The organism is Mycobacterium sp. ZZG (genome assembly GCF_054786995.1).
The window spans coordinates 1-20,491 of sequence record NZ_JBTBFV010000065.1 but is presented as its reverse complement, the minus strand read 5'-3'; the positions used below and the strand labels follow the sequence as shown (position 1 = coordinate 20,491).

Below are 20,491 nucleotides of genomic sequence, written 5' to 3'. Positions count from 1 at the left end.
TCGTGCACATTGTTGGGCAGTCCTTGCTGTACGCCCCAGGCTGGACCCTCGCAAACCTGATGGGAAGTGCGGGGCGCGGCGCCGAGTTCGAATCGGGCACATAGCTACTGTCTGCTTCTGAAGGCGAGGCCGTCCGTAAACAGTGCATAGTCAAGGCCGCAGCGAAGCACGACGAGATCACGACGCTCAGCTAAGCGAAGGAGTTCATCGAGTTCCTCGACTTCCACGTTGTGCTCGCATAAAGGCAAGGCCTTCACGGGCACGATTCGGCTATTCCGATCGGTACGGTGGCGCGGCTTGGCCAGATCGATGTCTTCGGCCTCTATGGTTCGACGGTTCGCTCCCCGGGCGCGCCAGATCGCCGTGTGGATTACGTATTCAAGCTCGCGGAAGTTGCCGTCTCGGTACTCATGGCCGAGCAGTCGTGCCATCGCGTCAGGGGAGATATGCGACACCAACCGCTCGTGATCGTGTGGGTGATCAGGGTTTACCAAAGGGTTCTGCGCGACGAAATCGATCAAGCGGGTGAGTTCGCCAGGCTCCCGTGCTCGCAGTGGTGGCAGAGTCACCCGCGCGCGGAAGCGCGCCAGGAGGTCATTGCGGAACTGCCCGAGTGCCACCATGTGGCTAACCTCGCGGTTGGTGGCGGCGACGATGTGCGTGTATGGGAAGAAGGACTGCGACGTGCCTTCGATTCTGATGCGGAGGTCGTTGAAGTACCGCAGCAACCGGGTCTGTGCATCGTGTGGCATGTCCCCCAGCTCGTCGAGGAACAACGTGCCGTACGCCGCCTGCGTTGCAGCCCCGACGCGGAAGCTGACCCCGCTATAGGTTCCTGTAGTCGCGCCGAACAGTTCGTAGTCGAAGTTGCGGATGTCCATACCCGCCACGGCGACCTCGACGAGTTGCCCGCGCCGACCGTCATGGGTGGGCGCATCCGTAAGCACGTCGTGAATCAGTCCGGCTAGCAACGACTTCCCGGTACCCGAGTCGCCAAGAATGAGCAGGGGTGGAGGCAGCGATTTCCACTCTCCGAGTTCTCCTGTTCCTGAGAAGATTTGGCGGACCGACTCTTCACGCGCGTGTTCAACCAGGTCGGATAGGTTAAACGGGCCACTGGTCTTCAGTAAGCCCTTCGAATCGACGGCCGCGGCCGCGAGTCGGTCGGCTGGATCCCAAGGGATCTCGGGTCTGACTCTTCGCATCTGACCGAGCGCGGCACGAAGTTCCGAGAGGAAGGGTGCCGTGGATTTCGAGTCGAAGGAAAGGAACCGACGGGCTTCGTAGGGCTCGGGTTCGGCCGGGAGGCTCCACGTCGATCCGATTGCGACGCCGCAACCCGGTTGGGCTGACTGCATGACTTCTTGCCGGAGTCGCCCGAAATCGAAGGCTTCGACGTCGTCTTGAGTGATCAGCGTGCGGATGCACGAATAGCGTAGGTGCAGATCACGGAGTGACCACGGACGCAACTCGTCGACGACCGCCACCACGGGTACGGCGGCGTCCTCGCAGGCGCGCAGGACGTCGGGAATCTCCTCGCCCGCGACCGCGACGACCACGAGTCGCATCCCGCGTACGTCGTGGGGGTCGACGGCACACCACTCGGCGGCGGGGAGCGGCAACTCCATTCCCGATGTGCCAATCATGCGCCAAGATCCAGTTCTTCGAAAGCGCCCGCCAAGCCGAGTCGGACGAGGCCGGCTCCCCGTTTGTTGAGCTTGAGACCGGTTTGCTGGAGCACCTCCTCGTCCACCATTTTCTCCAGATTCTCCCTCTCGGCCTGAATGACCTTCTGCGACAGGATGTTCAACATCGGGACGAACGGCAGTAGCGCCCTCATCTGAGGAACTTGGTGCCTGATGGCGTCAGCTCGAGTGGCGACAACTCCGGGAAGTGAGTGTCGTTCGGCCACCACGCGGGCTATCGCCAGGGCGGGTCGGTCCGCGTCGGTGCGTAGTTCGGTAATGAGATCGCGAGCTTCGACAACACTCAGGCCGTCATCCTTGAACCACCAGAAATACTCTAAAGGCACCAGACCCCATGGCGCCTGGATGATCTCGCGCCGCCGCCTGCTGAGTAACGGCGAGGTCGTCTTCGGATCTCCGAACTCCGCGGCGAGTTCCTTTTGCTGCATCGGCATCATTTTTCTCACGGCTTCGATGCGAGTTCGGGCTGCCAGTGCCCTGGGTTGTAGCCGCTCTAGCGCTGCAGCGATGCGGTGGATCTCGTCAACGATAATCGCGACAGTCGCCGGGTCGTGATTCCGCAGCCCGTCTTGAGGGCTCCTAACTGTGAAACGCAAATCGCCGTCGATGCCGTCTGACTCTGCCGAACGCGCTGACGCGGGAGGAACCCAGGGAGCGGCCCGTGAGTAGACGATCATCGGGCGTTGCGTGTAGGTGCCGCCGACGTCGAAGTCTTCGTCGTCGACCGCATCGTCGTCAACGGGCTCCAGTTCTTCGGGTACGTCTGGCCACGGTTCGTCGTAACTGTCATGCGCGTCGCGCGACGGGACTTGCTCAGCGAGAGTGACGGCCGCCCGGCTAAGCAGGTGGCCGAGAGACGGCTTGGTACCTCGTGCTTTATCGGCGCCGCGCTCGGTCGCCCTGCCGATTGCCGGAGCGACTTCCCGGCGTCGGTCGGTCGAGTTCGTCGGCACGATTAGTTCCCTCCTCGGATCACGGCCAGTCGCAATGCACTTGGCGATCTAGTGATCGCCTCGGCGTTGTCGGGCTGCAGAAGGACCGCGAGATCACCTCGATTCGTCGCCTGGACGAATGCCGAACCAGTCTGCTGGGCGGCGGTCAACGGCCGGGCAACGCCCTGGCTGTGGACGTGACGTAAGCGGCGCCAAATCACCTCCACGTGGTGCGGGTCGACCGACGCGTCGAGGCACTCGTCGACGAGCGCCATCAGCGGCCGGTATGCCGCGACGAGGTCCTCGATGGAATCGATGGGCTGTGCCATGATTTCGCTCAGCGTCGTGGGTTGTGCGCCATCGCGATTGATACGACCGTCGCCGAGCAGGGCGCGTAGCCGTACTACGTTGCCGCCCACCGCGAGGTTGGTGCCTCCTTGGAAGGCTTTCATGGCATTCTGAGTACCTCGCTCGCCGACTGCGAAGGCTGCAAGTAGGCCGACCCGCGTGCCAGCGGACGAAGCGGGACCGCCGGCCGCCGCGTAGCACCGCGCGCACACGCCAGTTGCTGCACCGCATCCCAGAATCGTGCCGAACCCGAAGTGGGTTCTTCCGCAATCTGTCTCAGATATGACCACATCGTAGGTGGCCTCGACGACGGCCTTCGTCAAACCGCCCGCCAACGGCGATACCAGCTTCTTGTCAGACAGTGCCCGGAGGCCACCAGGTGCCGTTGCGAAGAAGTCACCGTCGTCGAGGCCGGCCACAAAGCTTTCCTCGACGTCCGGAGTCGGCAGCCCGTCGAAGCCTTGGAGCCTCCCACGGCGGATAAGCAATTGCTCGATGCCGCGACTCTTGCCGGCCACCCCCGCCGCCATCGCCTCGCCTAATGCCGATGCCAACGGCACGCCGAGGTCAGGCACGCCTGGGTGGGCCTGGGCTGCGAGATCGGGCAACTCGACTGCGGAGAAGGACCAACCGGTGGCCTCGTCGACGCCGATGCCGAAGATGCGCGTCATCGCCTCCAGCGCCGCTCGCCCGTCTGGTGCTCGGTCGACCACGCGAAGGATGAGCGCGTCCTTCTCCGACGGAGCGATGGCGTCCCCCGTCGCGATCGGATCGTTTGCGGGGAGTCCGAGTTGCGAGCACAACTCTGCGCGTCCGCCCGGTCTTCGGCCGAGGAGCCACAGCCCGAGGGCGACATCGAGGTCGGACTTCGCCATCGGCTTATCGTTCGCGATGTGGGAATACGAGGCGGACGGGCGCAGCAGGCGCCAAGCTTCCTCGCGCGCTGCGGGATTCAGAAGCCGGTGCACGCTGACCTCATCACCGTCGAAATCGCCTGCCAACCGCGCGCACAGGAACGGATGGATGCGGAACGCCGATCCGTCGACCAAATCTGGCCGCAGCGCGATCAGGTTCGTTGGAAGCAGCGTCGGCTGGCGGTTGACGAGCACCACCTGCCCGTCGTCCGAAGTTGGATCGAGCCCCATGGCGGCCGCCGCCGTACGTGGAATGCCGATCGTCTCCGGGTCGCGGGTAGGGTCGGGAACCATGACGCCGCGCGCCGCGTAGTCGGTGTCACGGCCGCGTAGCGCCCTTCGCAGCAGGCCTCGCTTCCCACCAAGACGTGCCGCGATCGTGTTTGCACTCGGCGGATCATCGAGGTATCCGAGCAGGTTCGTCACCGCCGCGCTCAGCCTCTGGAGACCACGCGCGGGATTGGCTGCAGCGTGGGCGTTCTCGATGATCAAGCGCCGATAGGCGTTGTCAAGAGCGTTCTCCCGATACGGGCGTAGCGCGGGCGGTAGCACCGGGATTGACAGCAGGTCCCATGGCGCGTTGTCGGACGCCCACGGGTGGCGGATCGGCGCGGCAAGCCTTATCCGGAAGCGGCAACTGCGCCGATCAAACTCGGGATGGGGGCGAGTCATCGTGTGGCAGATGGGGCACACGGTCCCGAGCGATGAACTCGCGCCGCATGCGCACCTCGGTGAGGCCTCGTCACCTCCGTGATGGTGGTCGTGCAGTGGGTCGAACGCAGGACTGCCGTCCAGCGTTGTCAGGTTGGGATTGGTGATGAGTTTGACGATCTCGTCAGGAAGGTCCTGCAGCCCAGCGCCTTCCGGGTTGTGCTGGATGGTCGGTGCGCTGTCGCCATCGGTGACGAGGCGTAGTCCCGCGACGCGGAGGTGGGCAGCGACGGCGTCCAGGGAGTCGCTGGCCTGATCGCTGCGCGATTGGACGTCTCCGACAATCTCGTCGGCCGAAACGGCTTGCAATGCCCACATCTCCATCTCGCCGACGCGCTGGGCGCCGCCGAGAAGGTGACCTGCAATCCAGGTCGAGCCCTTGGCGGGTTGCTGGCTGAGCGGTGACCGGCTCCCTATCAGCCGGGAGCGCTCCTTGTTCACGGCCAGGTGGTCGAGCTTGAGCATGTGCTGCCAGCCCACCACCACCGCATGTCCGTCGAGCGCTCCATCTTTGGACCACAACGGCATTCGGCCACCCGCGGCACCCAGCCTCTCCAGGTCGCATGCAAGCACATCAGGCGCGCTCAGTCTGCGGCCCACGAGCTCGGTGGAACTGATGCCCGAAAGGTCGTTGCGCAACGTGGTGTGAGTTTCGTACAACTGGCTGGGGTTGAGCCGGCGGATGACGCCGAGCGGGTTGAGTAGCATTTCGACGCGCCGTCCGTCTGCCAGTCGTGGCATTTCTTCCTCATCGAGGATCTTGGCGACGACCCCCTTGGCTCCGTGTCGGTTGGTGAGCTTGTCGCCGACCTCCAGCGGCCGTTCGACGCAGATTTCGACACAGACTTCGTCGCCGTCGATCCGCAGATCGGTGACCGTCCCGCGTTCGGGTGCGCGAACTGTGCGTAGCAGGCGCTGGCCGCGAGCAATCTCGACAACGACCTGGTCCTTGTTCACCGGTGCACCGACATCGACAATCAGATGGGGCAGTTCGCCGCTCACCAGGTTGACCCTGTCGCGGAACCGGAGATAGTGCCGCGATGTCAGGGCGGGCACCAAGGCGGTGGAGACCACAATCGCGTCCTCGAAGTTCCATCCGTGCCAGGGGGTGTACGCGACGAGGCAGTCCCGGCCTTGCGCCAAGTGCGGCCTGCCGTCATTGTCGATGACGACGTCTGGTGCGCTGGCTAGCAGGTCGCCGGTGAACACGCGGGCGCCTTTCGCGACGTGCGGTCGCCAACAGCTGTCGACCGCTGATGCACTCGGTGTGGCCGGCCCGAACCCGACGATCACCGACGCGCCGCCGGCCCGCGGGGCGAGTTCGACCCAGTTGCGGCCGACGCGCGTGACCTCGGCGGCCAGGGGGGCGCGGCACACCCCGTGCTCTTCGGCGATTCGGTCCGCGACCGCCGTCTCGACGCCGGCCCGCATGGCGCCCGCGATGGGGACCGCTTGTCGCATCAAGCGGGCTGCGATCGACGCGCGGGTGGGGTCGTCGTGGTTGACGAAGGGGATGAGCGCTGAGGCGACGCTCAGGTCATCGGGCTCGTCGAGTTCGACAGGTCGGTCGAGTCCTGCGGGCGATGGTCGGGCGCCGAGGGCCGCACCACGGATCATTCCGAGGTCCTCGGACTCGGGTGTCAGCAGCGGGCATAGCTCACCGCGCCGATCGGGGTGCAATCCTCTGATCCACAGTCGCCGCGCGCCCTGACGGCGCTCGCCTCCGGGGCCGTACCGTGTAACCGAGCGTTGAGCCTCCAGTGCGGCGACGGTGCCGCGGTCGTCGGCGGGGGTGACGACTCCGCCCGGGGCACCAGGCCGCACGACTTGTTGCACTTCCCGAAGGGCGCCTGCTTTGAGTCGTTGGGCGAACCGTCGGAGCAAGCTGAATGCCGGATCCTCGTGGTCGGCGTTGTGCTGCGAATGGGATTCCAAGTCGGGCTCAACCTCGTGGTACGCCGAGTACGCCCGAAGCATGCCGTGGGCGATGGTGCGGCGCAACAGGTCTCCGTACGGACGGTAGTGGAGTGCCTCTGGGGACAGCTCGTCGATGTACCGTTTCGGCTCGGGGATGCGTTGATCGGTGGCGAGTTCGGAGACGGCGAGCACTCGCTGGGCCCAGTCTGCTCGGGTCAGGCCAAGGTCGTGATCGATGCTGGCTAGCGCGGCAGGTGAGAAGCGACGGCTCCGTCCACCGCCGTCGCGTCCCAAGCTGGCCAGCCGCGCCAGATCCGATTTCGATAGTCTCGATTCGCCGTCTTCATGACCTGCCAGCAGCGTCGCCAGGCGGTCGCGTTCGGCGGTGACGATCCGATCGCCGAACCTGAACTCCAGGGTGGTCCTGGTCCGACTGGTCACCGTAACTCGGGAACCGAGGTCGGGAACCAACACGAACGACGTCGTGTTCGCGTTTGCTCGACGCCGCAGTCCTGGCCGGGCGACCAACTGCATCCGGGCCGAGAGTGGCCGCCCGAGGTAAAGGCCACGATGGCCGCCGACCGAGTGGTCGCGCATGTCGACCGATTCCGCTGCGGCTAATTCGTCACACATCCACGGAATCACATCGAGTTCGAAGTACACGCTTCCCGCCGCCGACTCGAGGGTGCAGCGGATTGGGCGCACCCATTGTGGCTTGCTGGCCGCGGCGTGCCAGTGCGGAGTGGGGGCCAATTCAATAGCGGCAAGCGTGACCTCGCCCAGCTTCGGTGTAGTGAGTGGAAAAACCCACGAGAGCGCTTCGGCTAGTGAGTCCGGGCCCTGATCCGCGAAGGCCTCCAACGATGGTGCATGGAGGTCGGCAGGGATCGGCGCAGTTTGCGCGGCGGGCTGGTGGTCGGCCGTGGTGTGGGTGGTCAAGACTTCGCTCCATTCACTTCGACTAACGAACATTGCCACAAAGCGAAGAACAATTCGCGTCCAATCGCACAGGTCCCAGGTCGGACGCAACTTGCTGCCGGAGCTTCGACATCCATCCACGCCGATTCGCTGAAGGAGACATCTCATGGGCCATCTCGAGATCTGCGCAAGTAGGCCTGCACCCAGGCTGGTCGTCATGGAGTTGCTCGCACTGCGGCGCACGTCTGAATGCCACGTCGCGATGTTGCGGCAGTCCATTCCTGTAGACCTCGCCGGAATCATCGCCGAGGTGCCGGGCGCCGAACTGGAGTTCGGCATGTCCTGTTCGGCTGATGGCATTGTCACGCTGGATCTGACCGCGGAAGCGGGCAGTGCCACCGGCAAGGTCGTTAGTGAGCTGGAAGCAGTACTTCAAGCCATTGCCGAGACAGCGGTGCGACAGCAAGACCAAGAGCCGTCCGTCGTTCGATGGCCGCTCGTCGCCGATGCTCGCCGCGCCCCGCTTGGGTTCACTGCCGACGGCTCGGACTCGGGGCCCGCAAAGCAACTGGCACTGTCTGCGCCCAAGGCGGAACTCGATGATGTGCTCCAAGTCCTGGCCGGACTCCCTGGGGAGGGGTTACGCACACGTATCACGGCCACGGATGTGGGCGCGGGTCGCTGGGAGGCGCAGATGGCGGCCGTCACGACAAGTGGGGCACCCTCGTTGCGGTTGCGCGCCGCGCTGCGCCGCCGGTTTCCTGGCCTGCAGGTGGCCGACTCCCCGGACGTCGCTCCGGTCCGACTCCAGGTCGCCACTAGCGACCTTGCGCGGGTGTTGACGATTCCCGTCGCGGGTGCGCTATCGCCGGCCGGTGTACCCATGGGGCCCGCCGCGGCTATTCCTTTGACGCCAACGCGTCCAGACTCCAGCGACCCGGCAGGACATACGCTGCGGATCGGGTATGGCGTCACGACGGGTCGGCAACCAAGTCCGGTTGCGCTCACGCTGGCCGAGCGACTCCGCCACGTCCATGTTCTAGGGCGGACGGGCACGGGCAAGTCCTCAGTGCTGGCGTCAATCGCGCACGAAGTCGCTTCGTCCGGCGAAGGCGCCTTTATCGCCGACCCGCACGGCACCCTGTGCGACCGCATCCTGGCTGAGCTTCCCGACTCGGCGCGTGACCGCGTGTGGATGATTAGGTGCGGCGACGTGGAGAACCCGGTGCCCATCAATTCGCTCGCCGAGTCCGACTCCTCGTCGCGAGATATCGCGATCGACGAGATCTGCGAGTCCTTCCAATATCTGTTCGACAAGGCCGCGACAGGAATTGTCGGGCCGCGTTTCCGCGAGCGCGTCGCCATGACGCTGCGTGCAATCGCCGCGGTACACGGCACCCGCACCTCCATCCTCGACGTACCGGTGGCGCTTGCCGACAACAAGTTCATGGCTGACGCCGTGGCTGAGTCCAAAGACGTAAGGGTCCAGGCTTGGTGGCGCAACGACCAAATCACGCGACGATCCAACGAGTACGGCGATCTCGTTTCGTGGGTCAACTCAAAGTTTGAGGGCCTCGCTAGTACAGCCGCTATGCGAGCGATCCTGGGTTCCGGCGCCGACGCGATCGACTTCGGCAAGGCGATGGATGACGGTCGCATTATCCTTGCGGATCTTTCGAAGGCGCAATTAGGTGAGCCAGCGAGTCGCCTGCTGGGATATCTCTACCTCAACCGGATATGGACCGCAGCGCTGCGACGCACCTGTCCCGAGCGGCCCTTCACGGTCATCGTCGACGAAGCGCACTCATTGATCTCGGGTTCGCTCACGAACATGCTCGCGGAGGGACGCAAGTTCGGCCTGTCGGTCGTACTGGCCCACCAGTACCTCGAGCAGTTGGACGCAAATCTGCGACCCGCGGTGGATGGAAACGTCGGCACCACAATCGCATTCCGCTGTGCCGCCGGCGACTCGGTTGAGATCCAGCGCCGCTTCGGTGGGCTCGTCGACCCGACGGTACTGATGACCATGCCGGATTTGTCGGCCGTGACACTGCGCACCGCAACCGAGGGCAACAGCAGCCCACACACTCTCGTCGTCGATCACAACACCCGCGTTCCGACACGTACCGGGGAGGAGTTGGCCGCCCACACCGAGGCGGTCATGACCTCTACCCGCATCGAGTTGGCCGACCCGTACCGCGACGTAACCGCCGGGGCCGCGAAGGGACTCTCAAACGTCACGGCCATCATTCGGGAACGAACTGTGGCAGACCTGCCCTTCCAACGCCGGCGGCCGCCCCCGCCGACGCCTAAGAAGCTGTCCCACCCGAGCACCGATGGAGTAGCCGAATCGTTTCTCGATGAGTGGCTGGCGGCGCGTGAGGAGGCTGATCGAGACTCCGCCTAACCCCTCCACCTCAGCCCACTCACCCGCGACCATGAAAGGCGTAACCACATGACTATCAAGACGATTGAACCGGCACAGTGCGCTGTTGACGACGTTGTTTCGAACTGGATGCGAGTACAGCTGGCCGCGGCGCTGCCCGGACTTGCCGATGATGAACTGCAGAGTTTGGCTCTGTGTGCCACGAAAGAGTTGGAGGACCGCGTCGGTGTCGCGTTGTGGCAGGAACTCGACGAGGCGGCGCGCGCTGAATTCGGCCGACTGCTCGATGAAGGCGAGGGCCCGGCATCTCAATGGCTGGACGATCACGTACCGGGCTATCGCGCTATCGTCGCGGTTACTCGTGCGCGTCTCGTTGCCGACATTGTCGACACTGTTGTTGCGGCGGATGCTGCGGTAGTCATCGGCGACCGAAGTGTCGATGAACTCGTGTGGACCACCCTCGAAGAAGTCGAAAGGCATTTCACACGCCGCGGGCTCAAGTATCAACGTGATGGGGGTGGTGTGGTCATCAGCTTTGTCGAAGATAAGGATGCTCCGCTGATCGTCGTAAGAATCCGTTTCGCCGGCGACGGCGAGTTGCTGACATTAACCGCGGGTGCGCCTGATGCCATGGTCTCCAACGAATCTGCCGCAACCCTAGTTGAATTCGCGAAGGAGTGGAACGCCGGCAGGTGGCTGCCCAAGGCGCTGGTGTCCTCGTCAGAGGATGCCGAACGGCACATGCTGGTTGGCGAGATTGCTATCCCAGTGCCCGCCCCGACCACACGCGAACATATCGGCCGAATCGTCAGCGAATCGCTCTCCCGGCTCCTTAAGCTTTTCACCTTCGCGCGGGAGCGCTCGGTAGTATGACCCCGCGCCTCCGGGGGAGCGATCCTAAGCTCAGTGAGGCGGTAGGTGTAGTTCAGCGATAGTTCAGGGATACGTGGTCGGAATGATAAACCGACTCAAACACATCGAACCGGCTGCCGCGCAACATGATTGAATGTCTACAGAGGAAGATCATTTGATCCAATTGGTGTGACCGTGATAGCACCCTGCCGATGCTCTTCTTGGTACACGCATCGATGACGGGTGTCGTGTACTCAACGCGCGCCAGGTCCGGACGAAGGATTATGTCGCAACACCGTAACTGATTCGGCATAGCAGCTTTGAAGCGGGGGTTAGAGGGCTCGGCTGGCGGCAGTCGATTCGATCGCAACGGTGTTAAGACAGGTTTGCCCCGCTCAGTGCCGTAGGCGGCTTCGCGCAGCAGACGGCAGCCCAGCCTGCGAACTGAATGTCAGCCTTCCGCAGCGAGGCGAGAACAGGTCCGTTGGTGGCCGATTAGGTCCACATGCGCGCACGCGTACATTGGTCACAAGTGTGGGACAAATCGTGGTGGTCATGTCTTGAGACATGTTGCGTCGCCCCACTTCAGAGAGCCACGATTGGTCACAACGAATGAGAAGTCACAGTAGTAGTTGCACGGCGTGGGTTTGGAGCGAGCGCCGTGTCAGCAGCGGCCGCCGACGATGTCGTTGCGCTGCTGATCAATCCACGCTCCAATCCCGTCAAGCATGGCCTTGCCGGATTCGAAGCGCCCGTCGGCAGGTTTGGCAGCAAGCGAGACGCCAAAGGTACCGCTGCTGTTGGTAACGAGTGCGAGTTGGCGTACCAAATACCCCCGATCCGGCTCCGGTCCCCAACCGCCTTTGGCGGCGACATCTGCGAATGGTGCCAGTCCCCATTGTTGGTTGCCGGCGAGCGTGCGCATCTGCTCGATTACCGGTGCCGATCCGGTGATGCAGGGAAGCTGGAAGGCGAAGATCGCGGCTTGATCTGTGGGCCAGTCAGTTTGACCGTAAGAGCTGTACGGTGGATGCACTTGCCGAGATTGAACGCGCGTCGACAGATCGCCTCCTTCGCGCAACACCGAGTCCACGGCTGCAGCGGCCGTATTCGGATCGCCCAGCACGCTCCACAGGTCGTCGGCTGCGGCGTTGTCGGATTGCGAAATCGCCTGCTGCATCTGATCCTGCGCGGAGCCCGGGTCGACACGCAGGGCAGCGATGGACAGGGGCACCTTGATGGTCGACCATGCGGCGCCAACTTTCCATGAGCCGTAACGGGTCACGCTCTGTCCGTCAAAGATTGCCGCGCCGACATCCCCGGCCGGCAAGGTGGCAGTGATGTCCTCGAAGCTCCCGCTGAGGTCGCCGGCGGACGGCGACGGTGGGGTGGGGACCCCAGTCGGTGCAGGCTTCACCGGCATTACGGCTGTGACGGTCACGGACGGCGGTAGCCGCGAAGCAGTCGTTGACAGTGCGTCCGGGTTCGGCGTGCCCCCGACCTCGTGCGAACATCCCGTGAGAATGGCTGCAGCACAACACCAAATATGAAGACGGCGGCTAGTAGATGTGGACGACAGCATTCACCCCGCCTCGGCACGTCACCCAGTCGCCGGCGCCAAAGGGGCTGCAGTCGAGGACGTAGAGACCGCCCCTGCAGCGTGCGGACCGCTGATCGCAAGGTACGCCGCCAGCGGCGTAGATTGTGCGCGGTGATGCGTTGGGGCCGCCCGCGTTCCAGTACGCCGTCAGTACGTTGTCGACGAAGCGGCAACTAGTCTCGACGCTTCCGCGGAATGCGCGGCTCGCTCGATCAAGACTTCCGCTGACCTCGAAGCCCGCATCGCAGCGTTGGCCGAGTCCGTCGACGCCGGTGACTTTCGGTGGCGGCGACGCGGGTCGAGGAAACTCCGGATTCGGCGTCTGCGCTGACGGTCGCTGTCCGGTTGGGCGCGGCAATCGTTCCGCAGTCGGTAGCCGGGTGAGCGACGGACTCTGTGCGGAGGTTTCGCCGTCACCGCTGCCGGACTGGCTGGCGAACACGCCGAGGGCGGCGCCTACGGCGGCGAGGAAAAGAGCCGCGCACACCGCGATACCGATCAGCATCGGTTTGGGCATGTCTGCCCGAGCGGGCAGCGCAGGTCGCGGCGAGGGTAGTGGCGCGGCGGGCGGTGAGGGTGCCGGCCGGGTGTGCTGCTCGGTCGCAGCGCTGGCGTAGACGCCGGCCATGGTGGCATTGGGATCGCGGGCCGCCGGCGACGACAGCGCACGCTGGGCAGCCCGGGCCAGGGCCCCTGCGCTGCCGTAACGGTCATCGGGTTCCTTCGCCATGCCCCTTTCGATCACGGCGTCGAGCGCTGGCGGAACACGTGGATTTCTGGCACTGGCTTGCGGCGGCGGGGTGTACAGATGCGCGTTGACGACCTGCTGGATGCTGTCGATCGCGAATGGCCTGGCACCGGTGAGAGTTTCGTAGAGAACACACGCAAGCGAGTAGATGTCGACCGATGTACTGGTGGCGTCGCCACTGAGTCGTTCCGGCGCCATGTACGCCCAGGACCCGATGGTCATCCCGGCCTGCGTGAGGTGGGGGTCGCCGGCCTTCTCCGCGATGCCGAAGTCGAGAAGGTGAGCGAAGTCGTCGCCGGAGACAACGATGTTCTCGGGTTTTACATCGCGGTGGGTCAGCCCCTCGGCGTGCGCAGCGTCAAGTGCGGAAGCGACCTGACCGATAACGTGCACGGCACGGCTGGGGTCGAGGGGCCCGCGCTCAGTCAGTTTGCGCAGGTCGGTGCCGCGAACCAGACGCATGTCGATGAACAGGCTGCCCTCGATTTCACCCCAGTCATGAATGGGCACAACATGCGGTTCCTGCAGCGACGCAGCGGCATTCGCCTCGCGGGTGAATCGGGTTCGGTAACCGGGATCTTGGGCGTACTGCTCGAGCAGGATCTTGAGGGCGACGATCCGGCCTTTCTCGGTGTCGCGGGCCTCATACACCTCACCCATACCGCCTCTGCCGAGCAGCGTGAGCAGTTCGTACTTCCCGAATCGTGTGCCAGCTCTTTGCCGACCGGACGACGCCTGCACCCCGATACCCCCTGATGTACTTCCCGGTTTGCTAGTGAACCACAACCTCCCGCTTACCCGATGAAGACGACCAGCCGTATAGGGGGTTCAGTATTGCTGATGGCACGCCTGCTCAGAGCCTGCAAGCCCGGCGCGGAACGCTTCGATGCGAGTGAACCCGGCCGGCACGGTCAACCCGTCGACGTTTCCGGCGACCAGGCCGTTGGTGAGCAGTCCGCCGACGGCTTCATCGATATCCCCGGCGGCGAGCTGCAGGCTGTTTCCACTCGGAAGCTCGATGGGATTGGCCATCGCGGCTTGCCCGACTCCGGTCAGGCATGCAGTGAGCAGTGCAGTGCTCGGCGCATCGAGTGGCTCACCTCGGGCGTGCTGCAGTGACAAGGCGTACCGGGAGGTCACTACCGACAGGCCGGTGTTGTCGCCCTGCGGAAGCGCGTAATCAGACGTCCCTGCCGGAACCGACATCGCCTGCAGCGCGGGAAGGTCGACCACGATCGTGTTCGTTGTGGAGCAGTAGGACGCCGGCGGGCTGGCAGCCCCTTCGGGGCAGGCCTGGCTGTCGAAGGACAGTCCGGGTGGGCTCTGCGGAGTATAGATCTGGTCGAGAAGCTCCATGAGCGTCGACAATGTGGACTCGTCGAGCGGCAGCTCGCCGCTTTGAACGTAGCCCGAGGGCTCCTGCTGCAGCAGCAGGGGCAGATCGCCCCGCTGCTGCTCGATCGATGCGAGGTCAATAGCGGCACACGATGTGGTCCCGTCGACGAAACCTTGCTGAAAAGCGCGGGTGCGGTCCAACGCGGTGCCGTGGCCTTCCTCGACCATCTCGGCTTCCTGCTCAGACCACACCGGATCGGCGAGGCTGATCGCCCCGGCCAGGACGCGGTTGAGACCGTCGCCGGTGCTGAGGGTGAAACGGGGAGAGTTTCCTTCGGCGACCCAGCGACTGTAGGCGCCCGCGAAGCAGTCCGCCTGTTGCTCCTTAACCACGGTCTCGGTCAACCAGCCCGCGAGGTCGGCGTTGTACTGCACCGCGTGGCCGTACTCGTGCGCGATCAGCGCGGCGATCGAGGTGTCCCCGAAGTACTGCTGCCCTGTCGGGACCAGGAAGCCGCGATCCCAGGCGATGAACTGCTCGACGGAGAACAACGGGGAACAGAACATGGCGTTGGGCAGGTCATAAGTTGCGTGGCCGCACACCTCGGGGCTGGACGGGTCCAGCGAGTCGAACGACACCAGCTCATCGACGGGCTCGAAAGGTGAGCCGAACGTGTCGGGATAGACCTGCTGCCAGAACATTTCGACGTCATCGACCGCCGAGAGGACCAGCGCATCAACCGGCCCACCGTCGGTGTATGCCGCTGTGCGCCGTGGTGGCGGCGCGTCGCCGCGCAGCCCACTTGCTCCCTCGACCACGGGCAGCCCTCCCACGCGGTACTCCACCTGATCGACCGCCGGACCGGAGGTGGAGTCGGGGCTTGCGGAACAGGCGACGAGGAGCGCTGCGGCCAGGACGATAGTCGCGGGCCGACCTGTGCTGCGCATTAGCAATTGATCTGGAAACCGGGGTCGGTGGTGTAGTCAAGCCATTTGCCGTAGGCATCGCCACCGGCGGAACACACCGCGGACCGAACTTGAGCCGTCGTGTCGCCTGCTAGGCGATAAACGGCATAGATGGGATTGCCTGCGTCGGTGGCTGCGCGAAGCGACGGGCAGGTTTGGTCGGTGCGGAGATAGGAGGCCCCGGGGTGCGCCGCCAGCAGCCGTTGCACCCCAGCGGCGTACTGCCCCGGCGTAGTGACCGATCCGAGAACAACGATGCCCTGACCATTGCAGCTTGGACTGCTCATCGGTGTGGCCAAGCCCAGGTCGCCGAACGACCCTGAAGGAACGCGAGGTGCCGGTGCCGGTACGCGAGGTGGCGCGGGTGCCGGGGGACCGACCGCAGGTGGGTTGCCGGGCTGAGTGACGGTGACCGGTGGCGCGGTGTGTGTGACCGTGCGGGGCGGCTCGATCGTCTCCGGCCACGCAGGGCGGGTGAGGGACGGCGACGGGGCAGCCGACGGAGGAGCCTCGGGCGACTGGGCGAGTTTTGCACCAACGAACGCGACGAGCCCAACGACCAGCAACGCCGCCGCGGCACCACCGGCGATCAACGCCGTGCGCCGGCCACTTCGCTGAGATTCGAGCGAGGTTGGGGAAGGAACCTGGTGGGGTGGCGGAGCATCAACGAACACTGGCGCACGACGGGGCGCGAGCTGAGTGGCGTCATAGGGACTCACAACTGCTGCGCCGTCGGCGCTGTATGCGGAACTGCCGCCCGCGAGCGCGACCGCGAACTCACGGCAGGTCTGAAACCGATGGTGCGGCTCCTTGGCCATGGCTGTGGCCAGCGCCAAGTCCAGATACCCGAGATCGTCGCGCAGCTTGCTCAAGGTCGGCGGCGGTGAGGACAGGTGGTTACCGATGACCACAGCCGGGTTGGAACTCCCGTAGGGCACTGTCCCGGTGAGGAGGTGAAATGCGGTGGCGGCCAGCGCGTACTGGTCGGCCCGTCCGTCGAGCGCCTTTCCGGTGAGCTGCTCGGGTGCGGCGTAGGCCACAGAACCGACTGTCATGTTCGTTGCCGTCAACCCATTGTTGTCGTCTACGCCCCGGGCGATACCGAAGTCAGCCAGGACCGTACGGCGTGCACCGTTGCGGGGGTCGCTAAGCAGGATGTTGGCCGGCTTGACATCGCGGTGCAGCAGAAACCGCTCATGGGCGTAGTCGAGGGCATCGGCGATAGCGGTAACGATGTCGATGACGTCTTTCGGCGGCATTCCATGCGGATACCGTGCGCGCATCAGCCGGGATGCATCCGTGCCCTCGACGTAGTCCATCGTGATCCACAACTGGCCGTCATGTTCGCCGCGATCGTGAACGGACACGATATGCGGATGCCACAGGGACGCGGCAATGTCGGCTTCGCGGGCGAACCGTTGGCGGTAGTCCGGGTCAGCGCTCACGCTCGCCGGGAGAATCTTCAGCGCCTCCTGGCGGGGCAGCCGAGGGTGCTGCACAAGATAGACCTCGCCCATCCCCCCGCTTCCCAGTGAGCGCTGAATGGTGTAGCCGGCAAAGACCGCCCCTTCAGCTATGGGCATGCGCGAATCTTAACCAGCATTACCGACAAAACGGACAGGTTCCGCTCGGAGCCGAGCAGGACAGTCGCCGACTCGCCGAAAGCGACCTCAGCCAGGGTGCTTCTCGGAGAACGTTGCGCTGCCGCGGGTGCTCCGGGCGGTGGCCGCCGGTCAACTCGGTGATCAGTGCAAGTCGCCGCGCTTCCACGCGGGTTCTACGTATGGTGATCGTCGTGCAGACACCGGGGGTTGATGGGTTCGACGGTTCGCTCGATGCTGCCGTGAGCCGTCGGCAGGTGTTGGCCCTCGCCGGGACGGCGGGGTTGGCTACAGTGCTCGGCGCCTGCTCGCAACCATCCGAGGTGGCGAACTCGGCGACACCGGAGAGCTCTCTCACCTCGGCGACTCAGGCTCGAACCTCTGCTGTGACTGCTGCTCCGCCAGCGCCACCTTCGCCAACCGAGCCAGTGGTGCCGTCGTCGACCGTCGCGGCGCGGATCATTTCCCGGGACGGCTGGAGCGCGCAACCGGCTCGACAAGGCGGCGTTCCACACACTCCTACCCGCCTGACTATTCACCACACGGGTGTCGTGCTCGGCGATAACCGCAATGCTCCAGCCCGGTTGCGTCAACACCAGCAGCTGCACCAGAACGACCGTGGCTGGGTCGATATCGCCTATCACGTCGGTGTCGACCGCAATGGCAACATCTACCAACTGCGGGATCCGTGGATCAAAGGTGATACAGCCACGGACTACGACACCGACGGCCACTTCTTGGTCGTCTGTGAAGGCAACTTCGACGAGGAAGCCGTGACCGAAGAACAGCTGCAGGGCGCAGCGATGGCCTTCGCCTGGGCCGTCTCCACCTTCCCGATCGGCTCGACCGAGGTCGAAGGACATCAGGATTACGCCGCTACCGCATGCCCAGGCGCCGACCTGTACACCCACGTCACATCGGGAGAACTCACGCGCCGCGTGACCGAGTTGCTGGCCGTCGGCCCATTCAGCTTGCCGATGATCAGCGGCCCCGAGGCCGCGCAGCTTGTCGCGGCCATAGAGAACGGGCAGTAGGACCAGTACGGATGATGGAGGCGCTCGAGCGATGGCATTGAGCGAGGGGCAAATCTTCGCGGGCTACCGAATTCTCCGCCAGCTCGGCAGTGGCGGAATGGGAGAGGTATATCTCGCGCAACATCCACGGCTACCTCGACACGATGCACTCAAGTTGCTTCCCCCGGAATGGTCTGCCGACGCGGAGTACCGTGCGCGGTTCACTCGCGAAGCCGACCTGGCTTCGACACTGTGGCATCCCAACGTCGTTGGTGTACATGACCGAGGCGAGGCCGACGGACAGCTCTGGATCTCCATGGACTTCGTGGATGGACACGACGCGGCCAAACTGCTAGCGCAGCGCTACCCGGCCGGTATGCCGGTCGACGAAGTGGCACGCATCGTCAGTGCAGTCGCCAGCGCGCTCGATGCAGCCCACAAGCGGGGCCTGCTGCATCGGGACGTCAAGCCGGCCAACATCATGCTGACCCATGTCGACGATGACGAAGAACAGCGGGTGCTGTTGACCGACTTCGGCATAGCACGCAACGCGAACGACATCAGCGGGCTCACCGCAACAAACATGACTGTTGGAACCGTCGCCTACTGTGCGCCGGAGCAGCTCCTCGGAGAGGATGTCGATGGCCGCGCCGATCAGTATGCGCTCGCCGCGACCGCCTACCACCTGGTGACCGGTGCGCCGCTCTTCGTGAACTCAAACCCCGCCGTCGTCATCAGCCGCCACCTCAACAGCGCGCCCCCTGCACTTGCTGACTACCGCCCGGAGCTTGCAAAGTTTGATGCTGTCCTGGCTGCAGGACTGGCCAAGCAACCCGCTGACCGCTTTGAGCGTTGCAGCGACTTCGCCCGAGCCTTCTCTGAGCAGGTAGGCCCCGCTGCAAAACCTGCTGCTGCCGCTACGGCACCAGCAGCCATAACGCGCCCCAAACCTGCTACCGCAGAGGCGGAGAGCAATGCCACCGCCACCAAGGGGTCCCACTGGGTTTGGCCTACGGTCGCGATCGGCGCGATCATCGTCGTCGTGGGCGGCGTCCTGCTTTGGCGCCCCTGGCATTCCCAAACATCCGCGAATCCGTCCCGATCTGATTCTTCGCCTACTGCAACAGCTTCGGCTGCACCACCTGTTAGGAGTTCGTTGGTACGGCCTGTGCCCCCACCGCCCCCACCTCCTCCGCCTACTTTTCCGGCATCGAACATCGACTCACTACTCCTCACACCGGAAGAGATCACGTCACTCACGGGAGGTGCCTTCACCGGAGACCCACCCAACGTAGGTTCTGTTGAATTAGTCAGCTCATCACAGGGCACATCGGACAACGCCCGCACTGTCGATCCGCCCGCATGCGCAGGGGTGATCTACGGAGCTGAACAACAGGTCTATGAAAACTCGGGCTTCGAGGCCATCCGCAACCAGACACTCGGAAAAACCATCTCCGACATCGACGACCTCGTAGAACAGACCGCCGTTGTCTTTCCGACGGCTGAGGCAGCACAGGCGATAGTGGATAGCTCGACTACGCAGTGGCAACAGTGCGCACTTGGGCATCCCACGGCGTACAGCTCGGAGTCATCAGTTGACCAAGACTTGGGGTACGAGCGTGGTTTTAGCTGGTACTTCACCACCGTCACTGACCGCGCGGGCCTGATTACCCTGCGAATGTCCGCGGTAGATAACTTGAACGGAAGTGCGCCAGCATGCCAGGTGGCCATGGGGAGCCGAGACAACGTCGTCATCAAGGTCAAGACGTGCTTCGACACTGACACTAACCCGCGGCGATCGGACCCCGCGGTAGCAGGCGACTACGCGGAACGTATTGCCAGCACAATGCGGGATCGAGTCATCACCTAATGGCACAGCGGGTCGCATTCAGTGTCACCGCCGCAGCAGCTGTTATCAATAGCGCCTTGGTTGGCGCCCGTGGTGAGGGCTTCCCGACGAATTTTGGTTTATGGATCGTCGACTCCACATTGACTGTCTGCGAGGTCAACGACCGGCTCAGGTCCGTGCTGTATGACTCCGACAGTGTATTGGTCTTGAACGTCGTTGGCGACACCACGCAGGTTGGCTCACCCAGGATGCGTGGGACTGGCTCAAGAACCACGTCTGACTACGGCGCCAAACGAGCGCGGACGCGTGTGAACTGCGACGTGCGTGCCGGCTCACCGGGCCAAGCGTGCAGACACGCCGAGAGCTTCCATCCCCTGCGCGTCTTTGCTCTTAGGGTCGAAGCCCAGGCTCTCCGATCGGACTCAACATGCACTTGGCGCAACTTTCTCTGAAGCACTTTCGTTCTTGCCGTGAGACATCAGTGAAGTTCACTCCGGATCTTACGGTGGTCGTCGGCGAGAATGCGGCGGGAAAGTCGGCGATAGTAGATGCCCTCAGGCTGGTCGCAGAGCAATGATCAGAACCTGTGGATGAGCCTCGGTGTGGGGGCGTGAAAGTGGGCGCACCTTCCCGAGGATGATCTGAATATCCGAAGGTCCGATCATGAGCCGGCGTTGGCGCGCTGGTTCGGGAAG

The 20,491-nt window shown here is 64.1% G+C and carries 12 protein-coding genes; 5 read left to right on the top strand and 7 right to left on the bottom strand.

The features are described 5' to 3' along the window. Window positions 1–104: 104 nt before the first annotated feature. The 3 genes from ACXMYJ_RS24855 to ACXMYJ_RS24845 all read right to left on the bottom strand — a co-directional run bounded on the left by ACXMYJ_RS24855 (window position 105) and on the right by ACXMYJ_RS24845 (window position 7,557). Complete coding sequence (locus ACXMYJ_RS24855) at window positions 105–1,559, bottom strand: sigma 54-interacting transcriptional regulator (protein ID WP_460359124.1); 1,455 nt, start codon at window positions 1,557–1,559, stop codon at window positions 105–107. Window positions 1,560–1,642: 83 nt separating this feature from the next. Continuing rightward, window positions 1,643–2,659, bottom strand: a complete 1,017-nt coding sequence (locus ACXMYJ_RS24850; RefSeq protein WP_460359123.1) for a hypothetical protein — start codon at window positions 2,657–2,659, stop codon at window positions 1,643–1,645. A gap of 2 nt (window positions 2,660–2,661) precedes the next feature. Next, window positions 2,662–7,557, bottom strand: a complete 4,896-nt coding sequence (locus ACXMYJ_RS24845) for a hypothetical protein (RefSeq protein ID WP_460359122.1) — start codon at window positions 7,555–7,557, stop codon at window positions 2,662–2,664. A gap of 106 nt (window positions 7,558–7,663) precedes the next feature. Here ACXMYJ_RS24845 and ACXMYJ_RS24840 point away from each other — a divergent pair, with 106 nt between their 5' ends. Next, window positions 7,664–9,853: a type IV secretory system conjugative DNA transfer family protein gene (locus ACXMYJ_RS24840; protein ID WP_460359121.1), complete on the top strand. Its 2,190-nt coding sequence runs from the start codon at window positions 7,664–7,666 to the stop codon at window positions 9,851–9,853. A gap of 48 nt (window positions 9,854–9,901) precedes the next feature. Next, complete coding sequence (locus tag ACXMYJ_RS24835; RefSeq protein WP_460359120.1) at window positions 9,902–10,705, top strand: DUF5663 domain-containing protein; 804 nt, start codon at window positions 9,902–9,904, stop codon at window positions 10,703–10,705. Between the two features lie 643 nt (window positions 10,706–11,348). Here the strand turns inward: ACXMYJ_RS24835 and ACXMYJ_RS24830 are convergent. From ACXMYJ_RS24830 to ACXMYJ_RS24815, 4 genes are all read right to left on the bottom strand, one after another. After that, on the bottom strand, window positions 11,349–12,125 hold the full coding sequence (locus ACXMYJ_RS24830; RefSeq protein WP_460359119.1) for a serine hydrolase: 777 nt from the start codon (window positions 12,123–12,125) through the stop codon (window positions 11,349–11,351). Window positions 12,126–12,243: 118 nt separating this feature from the next. Continuing rightward, a complete protein-coding gene (locus ACXMYJ_RS24825) occupies window positions 12,244–13,773 on the bottom strand; it encodes a serine/threonine-protein kinase (RefSeq protein WP_460359118.1) in 1,530 nt (509 codons plus the stop codon). Between the two features lie 87 nt (window positions 13,774–13,860). Continuing rightward, complete coding sequence (locus ACXMYJ_RS24820) at window positions 13,861–15,315, bottom strand: neutral zinc metallopeptidase (RefSeq protein ID WP_460359117.1); 1,455 nt, start codon at window positions 15,313–15,315, stop codon at window positions 13,861–13,863. Further along, complete coding sequence (locus ACXMYJ_RS24815) at window positions 15,315–16,916, bottom strand: serine/threonine-protein kinase (RefSeq protein WP_460359116.1); 1,602 nt, start codon at window positions 16,914–16,916, stop codon at window positions 15,315–15,317. The genes ACXMYJ_RS24820 and ACXMYJ_RS24815 overlap by 1 nt, the downstream gene beginning before the upstream one ends. A 200-nt stretch (window positions 16,917–17,116) precedes the next feature. On the opposite strand from ACXMYJ_RS24815, the gene ACXMYJ_RS24810 reads away from it, so the two are divergent. The 3 genes from ACXMYJ_RS24810 (at window position 17,117) to ACXMYJ_RS24800 (ending at window position 20,373) form a co-directional block, all read left to right on the top strand. After that, entirely contained in the window at window positions 17,117–17,968 is an 852-nt protein-coding gene (locus tag ACXMYJ_RS24810) for a peptidoglycan recognition protein family protein (RefSeq protein WP_460359115.1), read from the top strand. Window positions 17,969–17,999: 31 nt separating this feature from the next. Continuing rightward, window positions 18,000–19,817, top strand: a complete 1,818-nt coding sequence (locus tag ACXMYJ_RS24805) for a serine/threonine-protein kinase PknH/PknJ (protein ID WP_460359114.1) — start codon at window positions 18,000–18,002, stop codon at window positions 19,815–19,817. A gap of 406 nt (window positions 19,818–20,223) precedes the next feature. Next, on the top strand, window positions 20,224–20,373 hold the full coding sequence (locus ACXMYJ_RS24800) for an AAA family ATPase (RefSeq protein ID WP_460359113.1): 150 nt from the start codon (window positions 20,224–20,226) through the stop codon (window positions 20,371–20,373). Window positions 20,374–20,491 lie beyond the last annotated feature (118 nt).

What these genes read in the sequence shown, in the direction of transcription:
- ACXMYJ_RS24815 (WP_460359116.1), bottom strand. Translation starts at nt 16,916, where the DNA reads ATGCCCATAGCTGAAGGGGCGGTCTTTGCCGGCTACACCATTCAGCGC.
- ACXMYJ_RS24805 (WP_460359114.1), top strand. Translation starts at nt 18,000, where the DNA reads ATGGCATTGAGCGAGGGGCAAATCTTCGCGGGCTACCGAATTCTCCGC.
- ACXMYJ_RS24840 (WP_460359121.1), top strand. Translation starts at nt 7,664, where the DNA reads ATGGAGTTGCTCGCACTGCGGCGCACGTCTGAATGCCACGTCGCGATG.
- ACXMYJ_RS24800 (WP_460359113.1), top strand. Translation starts at nt 20,224, where the DNA reads ATGCACTTGGCGCAACTTTCTCTGAAGCACTTTCGTTCTTGCCGTGAG.
- ACXMYJ_RS24835 (WP_460359120.1), top strand. Translation starts at nt 9,902, where the DNA reads ATGACTATCAAGACGATTGAACCGGCACAGTGCGCTGTTGACGACGTT.
- ACXMYJ_RS24820 (WP_460359117.1), bottom strand. Translation starts at nt 15,315, where the DNA reads ATGCGCAGCACAGGTCGGCCCGCGACTATCGTCCTGGCCGCAGCGCTC.
- ACXMYJ_RS24810 (WP_460359115.1), top strand. Translation starts at nt 17,117, where the DNA reads ATGGTGATCGTCGTGCAGACACCGGGGGTTGATGGGTTCGACGGTTCG.